The sequence below is a fragment of the Streptomyces peucetius genome (assembly GCF_025854275.1).
GTDB lineage: Bacteria > Actinomycetota > Actinomycetes > Streptomycetales > Streptomycetaceae > Streptomyces > Streptomyces peucetius_A.
Window position 1 is genome coordinate 5,120,960 of record NZ_CP107567.1, and the last position, 14,862, is coordinate 5,135,821.

Annotated in this window: 13 protein-coding genes and 3 pseudogenes; 12 read left to right on the forward strand and 4 right to left on the reverse strand. The window is 70.0% G+C overall.

The genetic code is table 11. The annotated features are described in order from the left end of the window. The first annotated feature begins 101 nt into the window (after positions 1-101). The 4 genes from ychF to OGH68_RS23730 all read left to right on the forward strand — a co-directional run bounded on the left by ychF (position 102) and on the right by OGH68_RS23730 (position 2,803). Entirely contained in the window at positions 102-1,190 is a 1,089-nt protein-coding gene (gene ychF, locus OGH68_RS23715; RefSeq protein ID WP_264246981.1) for a redox-regulated ATPase YchF, read from the forward strand. Between the two features lie 330 nt (positions 1,191-1,520). Then, positions 1,521-1,958 (forward strand): hypothetical protein, encoded by a 438-nt coding sequence (locus OGH68_RS23720; protein WP_264250244.1) that lies wholly within the window; start codon positions 1,521-1,523, stop codon positions 1,956-1,958. A gap of 130 nt (positions 1,959-2,088) precedes the next feature. Then, on the forward strand, positions 2,089-2,295 hold the full coding sequence (locus OGH68_RS23725) for a hypothetical protein (RefSeq protein WP_264246982.1): 207 nt from the start codon (positions 2,089-2,091) through the stop codon (positions 2,293-2,295). After that, positions 2,279-2,803 (forward strand): DUF6879 family protein, encoded by a 525-nt coding sequence (locus OGH68_RS23730; protein ID WP_264246983.1) that lies wholly within the window; start codon positions 2,279-2,281, stop codon positions 2,801-2,803. Before OGH68_RS23725 ends, OGH68_RS23730 begins: the two co-directional genes overlap by 17 nt. Positions 2,804-2,863: 60 nt before the next feature. Here OGH68_RS23730 and OGH68_RS23735 read toward each other — a convergent pair whose 3' ends face one another. The 3 genes from OGH68_RS23735 to OGH68_RS23745 all read right to left on the reverse strand — a co-directional run bounded on the left by OGH68_RS23735 (position 2,864) and on the right by OGH68_RS23745 (position 4,188). Beyond that, entirely contained in the window at positions 2,864-3,220 is a 357-nt protein-coding gene (locus tag OGH68_RS23735; protein WP_264246984.1) for a transcriptional regulator, read from the reverse strand. Further along, entirely contained in the window at positions 3,217-3,684 is a 468-nt protein-coding gene (locus OGH68_RS23740) for a hypothetical protein (RefSeq protein WP_264246985.1), read from the reverse strand. The genes OGH68_RS23735 and OGH68_RS23740 overlap by 4 nt, the downstream gene beginning before the upstream one ends. 183 nt (positions 3,685-3,867) lie before the next feature. Beyond that, on the reverse strand, positions 3,868-4,188 hold the full coding sequence (locus tag OGH68_RS23745; RefSeq protein WP_264246986.1) for a hypothetical protein: 321 nt from the start codon (positions 4,186-4,188) through the stop codon (positions 3,868-3,870). A gap of 503 nt (positions 4,189-4,691) precedes the next feature. Between OGH68_RS23745 and OGH68_RS23750 the strand changes: the two genes are divergently transcribed. From OGH68_RS23750 to OGH68_RS23775, 6 genes and pseudogenes are all read left to right on the forward strand, one after another. Beyond that, positions 4,692-5,024 (forward strand): ABC transporter transmembrane domain-containing protein, encoded by a 333-nt coding sequence (locus tag OGH68_RS23750; RefSeq protein WP_264250245.1) that lies wholly within the window; start codon positions 4,692-4,694, stop codon positions 5,022-5,024. Then, positions 5,021-5,230, forward strand: a pseudogene (locus OGH68_RS23755) (ABC transporter ATP-binding protein); the annotation flags it as partial. The gene OGH68_RS23750 and the pseudogene OGH68_RS23755, both read left to right, overlap by 4 nt. A 76-nt stretch (positions 5,231-5,306) precedes the next feature. Then, positions 5,307-6,191 carry an ATP-binding cassette domain-containing protein gene (locus tag OGH68_RS23760; RefSeq protein WP_264246987.1) on the forward strand — a complete coding sequence of 295 codons (885 nt, stop codon included), beginning with the start codon at positions 5,307-5,309 and terminating at the stop codon, positions 6,189-6,191. Next, entirely contained in the window at positions 6,167-6,331 is a 165-nt protein-coding gene (locus OGH68_RS23765) for a hypothetical protein (protein ID WP_264246988.1), read from the forward strand. The genes OGH68_RS23760 and OGH68_RS23765 overlap by 25 nt, the downstream gene beginning before the upstream one ends. A 148-nt stretch (positions 6,332-6,479) precedes the next feature. Then, positions 6,480-7,678 (forward strand): annotated as a pseudogene (locus tag OGH68_RS23770) (NAD(P)/FAD-dependent oxidoreductase). Positions 7,679-7,969: 291 nt separating this feature from the next. Continuing rightward, a complete protein-coding gene (locus OGH68_RS23775; RefSeq protein WP_264246989.1) occupies positions 7,970-10,174 on the forward strand; it encodes a DEAD/DEAH box helicase in 2,205 nt (734 codons plus the stop codon). A 135-nt stretch (positions 10,175-10,309) separates the two neighbouring features. Here OGH68_RS23775 and OGH68_RS23780 read toward each other — a convergent pair whose 3' ends face one another. Beyond that, positions 10,310-11,416: a threonine synthase gene (locus OGH68_RS23780; RefSeq protein ID WP_264246990.1), complete on the reverse strand. Its 1,107-nt coding sequence runs from the start codon at positions 11,414-11,416 to the stop codon at positions 10,310-10,312. A gap of 192 nt (positions 11,417-11,608) precedes the next feature. On the opposite strand from OGH68_RS23780, the gene OGH68_RS23785 reads away from it, so the two are divergent. Next, on the forward strand, positions 11,609-13,192 hold the full coding sequence (locus OGH68_RS23785) for a S8 family peptidase (RefSeq protein ID WP_264246991.1): 1,584 nt from the start codon (positions 11,609-11,611) through the stop codon (positions 13,190-13,192). Positions 13,193-13,521: 329 nt separating this feature from the next. Then, positions 13,522-14,773 (forward strand): annotated as a pseudogene (locus tag OGH68_RS23790) (PP2C family protein-serine/threonine phosphatase). The last annotated feature ends 89 nt before the right edge of the window (positions 14,774-14,862 follow it).

The window sequence follows — 14,862 nt, forward strand, 5'->3', positions numbered from 1 at the left end:
CGCCGCCCGTAAACTGGTGGATCGGCCCCACCCTCCCGGGCTGCGAGGGGCCTCCCGCCAGTCTTGATCCTCCACACTCTCCACGTCAGGAAGTCGCCAACGTGTCGCTCACGATCGGAATCGTCGGTCTGCCGAATGTCGGCAAGTCGACCCTGTTCAACGCCCTGACCAAGAACGACGTGCTGGCGGCCAACTACCCGTTCGCCACCATCGAGCCGAACGTGGGCGTCGTCGGTGTCCCCGACCCCCGCCTCGCCGTCCTCGCGGAGATCTTCGGCTCGCAGCGCATCCTCCCCGCGACGGTCGACTTCGTCGACATCGCGGGCATCGTGCGCGGCGCGAGCGAGGGCGAGGGCCTGGGCAACAAGTTCCTGGCGAACATCCGCGAGTCGGACGCGATCTGCCAGGTCATCCGCGCCTTCAAGGACGAGAACGTCGTGCACGTCGACGGCAAGGTCTCTCCGAAGGACGACATCGAGACGATCAACACCGAGCTGATCCTCGCGGACCTCCAGACCATCGAGAAGGTCCTGCCGCGCCTCCAGAAGGAATCGCGCATCAAGAAGGACGTGGCCCCCAAGGTCGCGGCGGTGGAGGCGGCGCAGGAGATCCTCGAGAAGGGCGACACGCTCTTCGCGCACGGCATCGTGCAGGGCTCGGAGAAGGCCGAACTCCTCCACGACCTGCACCTGCTCACCACCAAGCCGTTCCTCTACGTCTTCAACGTCGACGAGGACGAGCTGACGGACGAGGCCTTCAAGGACGAGCAGCGCGCCCTGGTCGCCCCCGCGGAGGCGATCTTCCTGAACGCCAAGCTGGAGGCCGACCTCGCCGAGCTCGACGAGGAGGACGCCCTGGAGCTCCTCCAGTCCGTCGGCGCGGAGGAGCCCGGCCTCGCCACCCTCGCCCACGTCGGCTTCGCCACCCTCGGCCTCCAGACCTACCTCACGGCAGGCCCCAAGGAGACCCGCGCCTGGACCATCAAGAAGGGCGCCACGGCCCCCGAGGCGGCCGGTGTGATCCACACCGACTTCCAGAAGGGCTTCATCAAGGCCGAGGTCATCTCCTTCGCCGACCTGGTCGAAACCGGCTCGGTCGCCGAAGCCCGCGCGAAGGGCAAGGCGCGCATGGAGGGCAAGGACTACGTGATGCAGGACGGCGACGTGGTGGAGTTCCGCTTCAACGTCTGACGGGCTGACGCCATGATCGGCTGAGGTGCTGGTCAGGCAGCAAAACCCCAGGTCAGGGGCCAGATCTTAAGGTCTGGCCCCTTCCTGTTTCTCCGGCTGGATCAGCCTGTTTCCTGGCCGTGTGCTGACTTGGTGCTGACTCTCGGGGCGGGTCTGTACGTGCTTTGAGCTGGGGTTTCCGGGGTGCCGTGTGAGGCCGGACAGAACGAGGGGCGCACGTGGGGGGCACGGGAAACCCGGTACGCATGGGGAAGGGGCGCCGGGCAGGATGGGGGAGTGGCTGCTGACCTGCTGTGGGATGACGTCAGAGGGTTCTTCGACCCTGATCTGATGGGTGCGCTGCCGGACGTGCTCGTTCCTGGGGCCTCGGTCGATGACTGGCAGGCTGTCCTCGACCTTGTTGACGTGAACGGATGGAAGTGCCAGTACTCCGAAGGAGATTCGGTGCTTCCTGTGCCTCGGGCGGAGGCAGTTCTTTCCCGTCAGGCTGACGCGGAATGTCCGAAGCTGAGGGTCTGGCTGGCCCCCGAGGTGCTGGTGATCTTCCGATTCTACTCGGCAGACGAGATCGACTTTGATGTCGACCTGCGGGAACTCCAGGGGCAGGAGCGCCTCGACTTGTTCTGCGGGTTCCTCACGGGTATTGGACGGCGGTTAGGGAAGCCGGTGCTGATGGATGCCGAGGGCGGTGACGGCAGCCATCCCGTACTTGGATTCGAGGTCGAGAGCGATCGGGTTGTGCTGTTGGCGGAGCCGTTCGCGGCCTGACCGCTGTTGGCTTCGGAAACGACCTATGCGACTACATGAATGTTCGCGTGACCGCATGGACGGCGACGGCGCCCCCTCCGCACGGTCGTGATGCCGCCCCACGAGGGGGCGCAGGACTGGGGGTTTCACCATGGCTCGTGAGGAACTGACCCGGCTGACCGGCAACGGGAACGGCGAGTGCGGCAAGGACGACTGCCCGAACGTCTACCGGACCGCGTCCGGCTCGTTCGTCGTCCAGGGCGACGTGTCCAATGCGTTCGACGCCCCCGAAGGGGAAGGGCTCGTGGAGATCCCGGAGGAGACGTTGAGCGAGGCTTTCCGTGCTCTTGGCTGGTGAGGCATGGGCGGCGCGGTTCCAGCACTTCAGTCGGGAGGCGTGGCGCCTGGAGACGTTTCCGCAGTACCTCATGCCGCAGGAGGAAGAGGAGTTCGCGGCGCTCCGCTCCAGGGCCCGTATCGACCCGGACATGGTGGCGAACGAGTACACCGATCGGCTACGCCGACAGGTTGCGGAGGGGCGCACACAGGGCCGCGTTCACGTCGTCACTCGCCCTCTGTCGGAATACCTGCGCTTCGAATTCCACCACTACTACAAGGCCCATTCCTTGGCCGGCGAGCAGATCCGCATCCTCGATGTCACGGACAGGCGCAACCCGTTGGATGGCGTGCAGGACTTCTGGATATTCGACCATTCCGAAGTGATTCTCATGAACTACCACCCGGACGGCAGGCAGATCGGCCGCGAAGTGTACGAGGGTGATACGGCGCCGTTCATCGAATACCAGAGGATCGCGGTATCCGAGTCGGTTCCCTTTGAGGAGTACGTGAAGGGCCTTGACCTTTGAGTCGGAGGCCCTAGGCAAACCACCCGCCAGCCGCGTCCCCAACCTCACAGGGCAATACAGCTAGTTCTCCTCGTGCTCGGCGCGGCCAGGGGCCGCCGCCTCACCTGCGCCCGCCCTCCGGGAGGCTTGCGCGAGGGTTTCGAGCGCGGTGAGGTGCGCGGCGAGCGCCTGCCTGCCGTTCAGGGTGAGCGCCACCCAAGTCCGGGGCCGCTTACCGAGATAACCCTTCCGCACACTCACGTAGCCGGCTTTCTCCAGCGCCGCGACCGTCTTGCTCATCACGGAGTCCGTGACCCCGCAGTAGTCCCGCACCGCCCCGAACTCGGCCTCCGTGCAGCCGGAGAGGAACGCCGCCACGGTGAGCCGGGTCGGATGATGGATCTCTTTGTCCAGGCCGGGAACGTCCGCAGGGTTCACGACGACTCCAGAGCACGGGCACGCCGACGGGCGGCCCCCACCCAGGCTCCGGCCCCGGCGACCACACCGAACCCGACGAACCAGCCGGCCGTTCCGTAGGGGATCGCCAGCAGGAGGCCCGCGACGAACGGTACGAGGGGTGCGCCCCAGGAACGCCATGACGCCCGCTGCTCGCGCCGGTCGAACCAGGGGGCGATCCCAGCGCTGCGCATCATGATCCAGGTCACCGCGAGGAAGCCGACGGAGCAGAGCATGGCTGCCGCGAGGAACCAGCCCTGCCACTGGGGCCACATGCGTGCCGCGCCGAAGCCGGTGAATCCCGCGGCGAGCAACAGCCCGTGCGTGGCGGGATACCAGCCGGGCACCGCCTGGGGGCGCCGGGCCGCGGTCTGCGCGGCACGCGCGCCGCGCAGTGCCGCCGCGGCGGACTCTGCGCTCGGCTGCATCGCTCCTGAGGTGTTCATCGGTTCTCCGGCTTCTGGTGTCGACGAGGGGGGGCTTACGCATTCCAGCCTGGCATGAACTTTCCAGACTGGCAAGTACTTTCCATCACGATGCCCGCAGGCATGTGAGAGCCCCTCCGGGGGGCCCGGAGGGGCTCTCGCAGTGGTGGCCGTAAGCGGCCGGTCACCTTCTCCGAGGCGACTTCACCGCCCCTGAGCCGACTTCACCTCCCGCGCCAGCTCGGTGGCGGCCGTCAGGCTCAGACCCGGGAGCTCCAGCCGCAAGGCCCGTATGGCCGCCACCTCATGGCTCACGGGGTCGATGCCTTCACGCTCGAGGATTCCCCGGGCCCAGCGCAGCCGCGGCTCGCCGGCCCGCTCCGCCAGGTCGTCCAGGATCCGCGCGGCGCGCCGCAGTCCGGGGAGCTCGTCAACGGCGGCATCCGACAAGGCCTGGTGCACCGCGTCACGAGCGTCGCCGAGGTCGCTGAGCGCGATCAGATGCACTTCCTTCTTGCTGAACATGCCCGTTCCTTCTTTCTCGTCGGCCCTCTGGACCAACCTCCCAACCGTCCGGAGAATCCCGGTGGTTGACGTCCGGTCACGCTACAGCCGGCCATTGCTCCCGGTGACCACCGCCCGAGAAGAGCCGTGCATCAGCGCCAACTTTGAGGCGCCCCGGACTGGGCCAATTCGCAAGAACCGGGGCACCTGCCCCGGGGTGGCGCCGAAGGCTCAAGAATTATCGTTACTTTGTTCACGCGAGCCTGTGGTGGACTGGCTCAATACCCGGCCGCCGGATGCCTGACAGGGGCCATCACCATCGCCGCCGCCATCGCGATACGGATGGACTCGTGAATCCCGGAAATTCTCACACGAGGTGGAACAAGCGAATGCCAGTCGCCCGTAAGAAGCCTGCCCCGGGACTGCGGTTGGGCGCATATCTCGCCCGTGGAGACCGCCTGCAGCTGGGATTCGCCGCCCTGTTGGCACTGATATCGACGGCCGCGACACTGGCAGTACCACTGATGGTCAGAGACCTCGTGAGAGCCATTTCGGGAACCCGCGGACTGCTGTGGCCGGTCACCCTGATGGCCGCGGTCGCCATCGCCGGAGCACTGTCGGCGACCATGTCCGGCTATCTGCTCTCCCGTATCGGCGAACAGATGATCCTGAGACTGCGTTCGCGCGTCATGGACCACACCATGCGGCTTTCCCTGCGCGAGGTCCGGACCCAAGGTCCGGGCAACCTTGTCGCACGTGTCACCTCCGACGCGATGATGCTGCGCTCCGTGATCGACGTCGGGGCATCCAGCTTCCGCTGTCGGTCATCACCGTCCTGGCCACCCGGGTCGTCATGAGCCTGCTCGACTGGGTGCTCGTCCTGATCACCGTGGGGTCCTTCGCCCTTGCCGGCGCTGTCATCGGCCTGGTGATCGTCCGCGTACGGCGCAGCATCGTCGCCCAGCAGACAGCCCTCGGCGAACTGGCGCAGCGCTTCACCGCCACACTCGCCGCGCTGCCGACCATCAAGGCGTACCGTGCCGAGGAACACGCGACCGCGTTCCTGGCCCAAGACGCCACCGAGCTGACGGAATCCACACTCTTCAGCGTCCGGCTGCAATCACTCATCGGCCCCCGTGATGGGCCTCGGCCAGCAGATCGCTCTCGTCAGCATCATTCTCGGTGGCGGCGTCAGGATGGCCTCCGGCGATCTGTCCATGCCGGACTTCACGGCCTTCCTTCTCTACCTGCTCCAACTCGTCGCTCCCGTTGCGATCGTCGCTTCCAGCATCAGCCAGTTGCAGGCGGGGCTCGCCGCCCGCACGCGCTTCGACGAGCTCCTGTCGCTTCCCCAGGAAGCCGACGACACGGCCCCCACCGGCCCCGTACCGGTCGAGGGCGCACCGGGTGTCGAATTCAGCGACATCGCCTTCGGCTACGACGACGAGCCGGTCCTTGGGAACCTGACCTTCTCGGCACCCCGCCGCGGGCTCACCGCGCTCGTCGGGCACTCGGGAGCGGGGAAGTCCACGGTGCTGACGCTCATCGAACGATTCGTGCACCCGGACAAGGGCACGATCCGTGTCCTGGGGCATGACGTGATGGACTGGCCGCTGAACGAGCTCCGCCGGCGCGTGGCCTACGTCGACCAGTCTTTCACCCTGCTCGAAGGGACGGTACGCGACAACCTCCTGCTGGGTTGCGAGGCGGCACCCGGCGACGACGTACTCCTCGACGCCCTCCACTCCGTGGCGCTGCGCGACGAGGTGCTGCGGCTCCCCGACGGGCTCGACACCGTCCTCGGACGTGCGACGGACCTCTCGGGCGGACAGCGCCAGCGCCTCGCCCTGGCACGCGTGCTGCTCACCGACGCCGACGTGTTCTGCTGGACGAACCCACCTCGCAGCTGGACAGCATCGACGAACAGCGTCTGCGCGACCTGGTCACGCGGCTTGCGCAGGACCGCTCCGTGGTCGTCGTGGCCCACCGACTGTCTACCGTGCAGCATGCCGATCACGTGCTGATCATGGAGTCCGGCCACGCCCTGGACGCCGGAACGCACCAGGAACTGCTCGCCCGTTGCCCGCAGTACCAGGACCTCGTCCGCAATCAGCAGTGGTCGGCGGACGAAGCGGGCGCCGCCCCACAAGGCGTGCCGGCGTAGGCGGGCACGGCGAGGGCCGTCACCGCCGGCCGGCGGGGGCCCACGGCGTTCCGAGCGCTCGCCTGTGGGGTGATCTGCCCCACAGGCTGTCACAGCGGCCGAGAGCGCGGCGTCTTGTGGGCGTACCCCTGGAAACGGAGGAGGCACCATGGCTGAGCACGCTGAGGTGTTCGTGATCGGCGGCGGATACGCCGGTGTCCTGGCGGCGAATCGCCTGACGCAGCGCGACGACGTGACCGTTACGCTGATCAACCCGCGCCCGGCGTTCGTCGAGCGGCTCCGCCTGCACCAGCTGGTGGGCGGGTCCGACGACGCGGTCGTCGACTACCGGGAGATCCTGGCCGAGAACATCCGGCTGGTGGTCGACACCGTGACCGGGATCGACGCGGCCGGGCGCAGTGTGGCGTTGGCGTCGGGCGGCACGGTCGGCTACGACTATCTGATCTACGCCGTGGGCAGCGGCAGCGCCGACCCGCGGGTACCGGGGGCGGCGGAGTTCGCCCATCCGATCGCCGGCCTGGAGGAGGCGGAGCGGCTGCGGCCGGTCGTCGACGCCGCGCCTGCGGGGGCTGCGGTGTCGGTGGCCAAGCAGGTCCGTCCGGCATTGAGACCGCCGCCGAGCTGGCGGAGACCGGGCGTGAGGTGACGCTCGTCTGCGGCGGCGCGCTCGGCCCGTACCTGCACCCGCGGGGCCGCGCTCGGTCGCCAGGTGGCTGGCCAGGCTCGGCGTGACCGTGGTCGAAGGACCCGGCACGAAGGTGACGGCGGTGACGCGCGATGCCGTGCGGCTCGGTGACGGCCGCGAGTTGCGCAGCGACGTGACGATCTGGACCGCCGGGTTTCGGCGTGCCGGACCTGGCCGCGCGCAGCGGGCTGAGCACCGACGCCATGGGCCGCCTGCTCACGGACGAGACGTTGACGAGCGTGGACGACGTGCGCATCGTCGCCGCCGGGGGTTCGGCGGCGCAGTCGGGCCTGCCGTACCGGATGGGCTGCCGGTCCGCGGTCCAGCTCGGCCCGCAGGCCGCCGAGACCGTGCTCAGCCGGATCGCGGGTGTGCGGCCCGCGCCCGTCCACGTGGCGTTCGCCGGGCAGTGCATCAGCCTGGGGCGCCGCGCCGGGATCTTCCAGTTCGCCCGCAGGAACGACATCGCGATCAGCTTCTACCTCGGCGGCCGTCCGGGCGCGAAGCTCAAGGAGTTCGTGGTCAAGCACACCGTCAAGCAGCTGGCGGACGAGGCACGCAAGCCCGGTGCGCAGAACCGGTGGCTCAGGGACGGCAAGCGCCGGCAGCTGCTGCGGGACAGGCGCCCCGAGGCGCCCACCACCGCCGAACAGGCGGCCTAGCCAGGTACTCGTGTCCCGCCCGGGAGGGCGGGCCCACGCGGGCCCGCCCTCGAAGAGAGGCTCGTACGACGGGTGATCGCGGTCCTGTCCACGCCGTACGTGGTCCGGGCCGTGCGGGCGGCCACGGCCGGCAACCGCGCGGCAGCCTCCTCTTCAGAGCGGTGGGCGAGCCCGAGGGCCTGCCCGGCGCGGGCCCGGCCGGTGCGGGGTCGTGTCGGCGGGACGCCCACGGGTGTCGTACGCCCGTGGAAGGATGTGCGCACGTCGGACGGAACGTGCGCGAGGGGCGTCATGGCAGAAGGCGGTTCGGGTCGGGCCGGCTCGGTGATGCGGGCCGGCCGCGAGGCCAGGAGCCTGCTGGCGCGGGCCGCGGAGCTCCACGACGCCGCCCGGGCCGTGGTCGCCGATCACGGCCGTGCGACGGCCGAGGTGCGCGCGGCACTCGACCCCCTGCGGACCGAGCTGGTGGACCAGGAGCTCGGGTCCATCCCCGTGGCCAGGCTCAAGGACGTCACCGAGGGCCGGCTGCGGCTCGGCGCTCTCGAGGACGCCGGCTACGGAACGGTCCGTCAGGTGCACGCCGCGGGACGTCACGAGCTGCGGCAGATACCCGGCGTCGGCCGGCAGACCGCTGACCAGGCGATCGCCGCCGCGCGGCAGATCGCGGACGCGGTCGCCGAGACCGTCTCCGTACGGATCGACGTGGACCACCCGGAGCCGCGCACCACCGCGCTCGTCATCGCCCTGCACCGGCTCGTCGAGGCAGGGCCGGAACTGCGGCGCGCCCTGGAGACGGCGGAGCAGCTGGAGAAGAAGCTCGCCGATCCGCTGACGGCGGCCGGGCCCGCGGCCGGCCGGGTGCGCATGCTGTTCACCGGCCGGAAGCGGCGCGAGCAGGCGCTGGCGGCCCTTGCGCGGCTGAACGAGGTCACCGCCGAGGCGGCGGACGCGGACGTGCCGCTGCTGCTCGGCCAGGCGTCCGTCGACCTGCTGCGGAGCCCGGCCTCCGACGTCGCGGCGTGGGTCGACTTCGAGCTGCGTTCCGCCGAGTACTACAGCCTGCTCGCGGAGGTCACCGGGAAGGGCCCCGATCCCGAGACCGCCGAAGGGCTCCTGCCGGCCGAGCTCGCCGAACGGGTCCGCGCCCAGCAGCTCGACGACACCCACCGCCGGGTGTCGCTCCGCGGCTACCAGGCCTTCGGCGCCAGATTCGCGCTCGCGCAGCGCCGGGTGATCCTCGGTGACGAGATGGGCCTCGGCAAGACGGTCCAGGCCATTGCCGCGCTCGCGCATCTCGCGGCGCGGGGGGACACCCATTTCATGGTGGTCTGCCCGGCGAGCGTACTCATCAACTGGACGCGTGAGGTCAGGTCGCGCAGCACGCTGAGACCGGTGCCCGTGCACGGCACCGACCGCCGGGACGCGTACGCCGACTGGTGCGACCGGGGCGGCATCGCGATCACGACCTTCGACGCCCTGCACGGTCTGGCGGTCCCCGACGGCACACCACCGGGGATGCTGATCGTCGACGAGGCCCACTACGTGAAGAACCCGGAGGCGCGCCGCTCCCGGGCCGTGTCCCGCTGGGCCGAGCGGTGCGAGCGGGTCCTGTTCCTCACCGGTACGCCGATGGAGAACCGGGTCGAGGAGTTCCGCAGTCTCGTCCGCCACCTCCGGCCGGAGCTGCTGCCCACCATCCAGGGCAGCGACGCCGTCGCGGGCTCCCAGGCCTTCCGCCGCGCGGTCGCCCCCGCCTATCTGCGCCGCAACCAGCAGGACGTGCTGACGGAACTGCCGTCGTTGCTGCAGGTGGAGGAGTGGGAGGAGTTCAGCGCGTCCGACGCCGCGGCGTACCGGGAGGCGGTGCTGAGCGGCAACTTCATGGCCATGCGCAGGGCGGCGTACGCGCGCCCCGGGAAGTCGGCGAAGCTGGAGCGGCTGCGTGAACTGGTCGCGGAGGCGGCGGACAACGGGCTCAAGGCCGTGGTCTTCTCGTACTTCCGTGACGTCCTCGGAACCGTTCACGATGCCCTGGGCGGTGGCGTGTTCGGCCCGATCTCGGGGAGCGTCCCGGCGGCCCGCCGCCAGCAGCTCGTCGACGAGTTCACGGCCGAGCCCGGGCACGCGGTGCTGCTGGCCCAGATCGAGGCGGGCGGCGTCGGACTCAACTTGCAGGCGGCGTCCGTGGTCATCATCTGCGAACCGCAGGTGAAACCGACGATGGAGCACCAGGCGGTCGCCCGCGCCCACCGGATGGGGCAGGTGCGCCCCGTGCAGGTGCACCGACTGCTCGCGACGGACAGCGTGGACCAGCGGATGCTCGACATCCTGGAGAACAAGTCGCGCCTGTTCGACGCCTACGCCCGGCGCAGCGACGTCGCCGAGGCCACGCCCGACGCGGTCGACATCTCGGTCGGTTCGCTGGCCCGCCGGATCGTCGAGGACGAGCAGCGGCGGCTCGCCGGCCGGCCCGAGGACGCGCCGTCCCCGGCCTGACCGGTGAGTGACCGGCACCGGGGCGTCAGGGTGCCCGGCGCCGCCGACGGCGGGTCAGGCGCACCGGCGGCGGAGCCTGCGGAGCGCCCCCGACGCCGACCGGTGCGGGAGGCCGGTGCCGGGGTGCGGTGGGCGTCACGGGGCGAGCCCCGTCTTGAGCCCGGCGCCGCACAGCGGCACCACGGCCGTCCGGTCGGTCCACGCGCCGACGGCGGCCCAGCAGGCGACGCCCGTCGATTCGACGAACAGGCCCCGTGCGGCGAGATCGCGCTGGGCGGCCCGGATCTCGTCCTCCGTGACGGTCAGGAACGTTCCGCCCCACTCCCGCACCGCGCGCAGGATCTGGCGGGCCCGCGGCGGTCTCGGGATGGCGATCCCTTCGGCGAGGGTGGGCAGCCGCGAGGGGGCGGGCCGCGTCGGGGTGCCGCCGAGCAGTTCGCCGGCACCGGCACGGAACGCCGCCGCCAGCGGCGACACCGCCTCGGCCTGGACGGCGACCAGCGCCGGACGGGAGTCGATCAACCCGTGCGCGTGGAGTTCGGTCAGCGCCTGGGCCGCGCCCAGCAGCAGGGTGCCGTTGCCGACGGGGACGACGATCGCCTCCGGGAGCCGGCCGCCGAGGTCCTCCCACAGCTCGTACACGTACGTCTTCGTGCCGTGCAGGAAGTACGGGTTGTAGACGTGGCTCGCGTAGAAGACGCCGTCCTCGTCGGCGGCCGTGCGGGCGGCCGCGGCGGTGGCCTCCCGGTCGCCGGGGACGATTTCCAGCCGTGCGCCGTGTGCCCGGATCTGTTCGACCTTCTTGACGGAGGTGGCCTCGGGGACGTAGACGGTGCAGTCCAGTCCCGCCCGCGCGCAGTACGCGGCGACGGCGGTGCCCGCGTTCCCGCTGCTGTCGGCGACCACTTCGCGCGGTGCGAGACGTCGCGCGAGCTCCGCCAGCATGACGGCGCCGCGGTCCTTGAACGACAGCGTGGGCGTCAGGAAGTCGAGCTTCGCCGAGACGTTCCCCGTGAGTTCCACGAGTGGGGTGCGCCCCTCCCCGAGCGAGGCGGCGGGCCCGGAGAGGGGCAGCGCCTCCTCGTAGCGCCACAGTGAATTCACCCGGCCCGGCAGGGCGGTGAGAGGGACCGGGGAGGCGTCGAAATCGAGGTCCCAGGGGCCGCGGCACTCCGGGCAGCACCAGGTCAGGGAGCTGGTCGGCGCGCGAGTGCCGCAGTCCGGGCAGTGATAGGTCGTCATGGCTGCGCAGCATGGCATCTGTGTGCCGTGCTTGTTACTTGGCGGTCGGACCTCTTGTGGGATTCCTATGGATCGGTCAATCTTTCGCTCGGCAGGTGGAACTCGGGACGCCGCGAACCCGTCGGCGCGCCTTGTCATGCTCCTGTCGGAATCCCCCACAGCAACGCACCACCAATGAGGAGGACCCCTCACATGTCAGTGATGCGTGATTCCCGCCGAAGACTTACTTCGGTCAGTGCCATAGCCGTCGCCGCCCTGGCGCTCGGAACGGTCTCGGCTCTTCCGGCCGTCGCGGTCGAGCCGGCACCGGAAGGCGTCATCGAGAACGCCGGCGCTCCGGGCTCGGTCCCGGGCAGCTACATCGTCACCCTCGACGAATCGGCGGCCGACGCGGAATCCAAGGCGGGCAAGGCGCTTGCCGCGGAGTACGGCGCGGAGATCAAGAAGACCTACACGGCCGCGCTGAACGGTTACGCCGTCGAGCTCTCCGAGAAGCAGGCCAAGAAGTTCGCCGCGGACCCGGCCGTCGAGTCCGTCGTGCAGAACCGTGTCTTCACGATCTCCGGCACCCAGCCGAGCCCTCCCTCCTGGGGTCTCGACCGGATCGACCAGAAGTCCCTGCCGCTGAACCAGAGTTACACCTACCCGGACAGCGCGGGCGAGGGTGTCACGGCCTACATCATCGACACCGGTGTGCGCATCACGCACAACGACTTCGGCGGCCGTGCGACGTACGGCTACGACGCCATCGACAACGACAACGCGGCCCAGGACGGCCACGGCCACGGCACCCACGTCGCCGGTACCGTCGCGGGCTCGTCGTTCGGTGTGGCGAAGAAGGCCAAGATCGTCGGCGTGCGCGTGCTGAACAACCAGGGCTCGGGCACGACCGCGCAGGTCGTCGCCGGCATCGACTGGGTGACGCGGAACGCCGTCAAGCCGGCCGTCGCCAACATGAGCCTCGGCGGCGGCGTCGACACCGCCCTCGACAACGCCGTGCGCAACTCCATCGCCTCCGGCGTGACATACGCGGTCGCCGCGGGCAACGACGGCTCCAACGCCTCGAACTACTCGCCCGCGCGGGTCGCGGAGGCCATCACCGTCGGCTCCACCACCAGCTCGGACGCCCGCTCGAGCTTCTCCAACTACGGCAGCGTGCTGGACATCTTCGCCCCGGGTTCGTCGATCACCTCGGCGTGGAACAGCAGTGACTCGGCGACGAACACCATCTCCGGCACCTCGATGGCCACCCCGCACGTCGCCGGTGGCGCCGCGCTCTACCTGGCGCAGAACAAGAGCGCCACGCCGGCCCAGGTCTCCTCGGCCCTGGCGAGCGCCGCCACCAGCGGTGTCGTCGGCAACCCGGGCAGCGGATCCCCGAACCGCCTGCTGTATGTGGGCACCGGGGGCACCGACCCCGAGCCGCCGACCGGTGACCGCTTCGAGAACACCGCCGACTACGCGATCAACGACAACTCGACCGTCGAGTCGCCGGTGACGGTCAGCGGCATCTCGGGCAACGCGCCGTCGAACCTGAGCGTGCCGGTCAACATCCAGCACACCTACATCGGTGACCTCCGGGTCCAGCTCGTCGCCCCGGACGGCACCGTGTACACGCTGAAGAGCTACGGCACCGGCGGCAGTGCCGACAACATCAACACCACTTACTCGGTCAACGCCTCGTCGGAGACCGCCAACGGCACCTGGAAGCTGCGCGTCAGCGACAACGCCTGGTGGGACACCGGAAAGATCGACTCCTGGGCGCTGCAGTTCTGAACCCCATGAGCCGGTGACCGGCACAGCAGCAGAAGAAGGGCGGTCGCTCACGCGGCCGCCCTTCGCCGTGCCGTGGGCGTTTCGGCGTGAGGCAGCGACCCGGCGCGGTCCGTTCGATGCCTTCGGCTCCTTCGGCTCCTTCGCGTTCTTCGGCTCCTCGGGTGGCACGTCGCGGTCTCTCGGTGTGCGTGTTTGCCCGGCACGAGACGTTGCCTTACGTACCGTTTGTCCCTGACGAGTGGGGTGATTCCGGAGTGGCGGAAGACAAGCCGGCGAAGCCGGTGATCGGCCCGGACCTGGGGCTGCGCCTGGACGAGCAGCTGGAGGGCATGGCCTCGAATCTGCGTTCCCTCACCAAGGCGAAGGACCGGCTGCAGGGGTTGCTGGACGCGGTGCTGAACATCGGCAGCGAGCTGGACCTGCCCATGGTGCTGCACCGCATCGTCACCACCGCCATGGAGCTGGTGGGCGCCCACTACGGCGCGCTCGGGGTCCTGCACGCCTCGGGCGACCACCTGGAGCAGTTCATCACCGCCGGGCTGTCGGAGGAGGAGCGCGCCGCCCTCGGTGACGTCGACTTTCCCCACGGACGGGGCGTGCTGGGGCTGCTGATCCACCGTCCGGAGCCACTGCGGGTCGTGGACATCCCTGCCCATCCGGCGTCGGTCGGTTTCCCCGAGGGCCATCCGCCGATGCGCACTTTTGGGCGTGGCGATCAGCGTCCGGGGCGAGATCTACGGGGACCTGTATCTCTCGGAGCGGCGCGACGGCCGGCCGTTCGACCAGGACGACGAGGAGGTCGTGCGGGCCCTCGCGGGTGCGGCCGGGCTGGCGATCGAGAACGCGCGTCTGTTCGGGCAGATGCGGGACAGCGCCGAACAGTTCCAGCGGTTGCTGCTTCCGACGCTGCCGGACCTCGCCCCGTTCGCGGGTGCCGCGGTCTACCGGCCGGCGGCCGAGCCGGCCACGCGGGGCGGGGACTGGTACGACGCCGTCGTTCTGCCGGACGACGCCTGCGCCGCCGTGATCGGGGACGTGGTGGGTCACGACCTGCAAGCGGCCGCCGCGATGGCGCAGGCCCGCAACATGCTGCGCGCGCTGCTGTACGACCGGAAGAAGCCGCCGAGCGCCGTGCTGGCCCGGTTGGACCACACGGTGCACGCCATCACCGATCTGCCGGTCACGACAGCCTGTCTGGCCCGCATCGAGCCGGCGGACGGGGGGTGGCAGCTGTGCTGGAGCAGTGCCGGTCATCTGCCTCCGCTGGTTGTCGCGCCCGACGGCCGGACCGAGTATCTGCAGGCGGAACCCGGTATTCCGCTGGGTGTCGATCCCGACGTGGGGCGTCCGGATCACACGCGTCCGCTGCCGGCCGGTGCGACCGTGCTGTTCTTCACCGACGGTCTCGTCGAGCATCCGGATCACGCCATCGACGACCGGCTGGCCGCACTCGCCGAACTGGCCGCGGCGCACTCGGGCCTGCCGCTGGACGACTTCGTCCGCGCGCTGGCCGATCACCGTCCCAGCGACGGACACGACGACATGGCCGTCCTCGTCCTGCGCGTTCCCGCCACGGGCTGAGTCAGCGCCCGCCGCCTCGCCCGATCGCCGTACGGCCGGGCCTGTTCCGGCCCCTTCCCGGCGCCCCGATCCGGCCCCCTGTCCCGGCG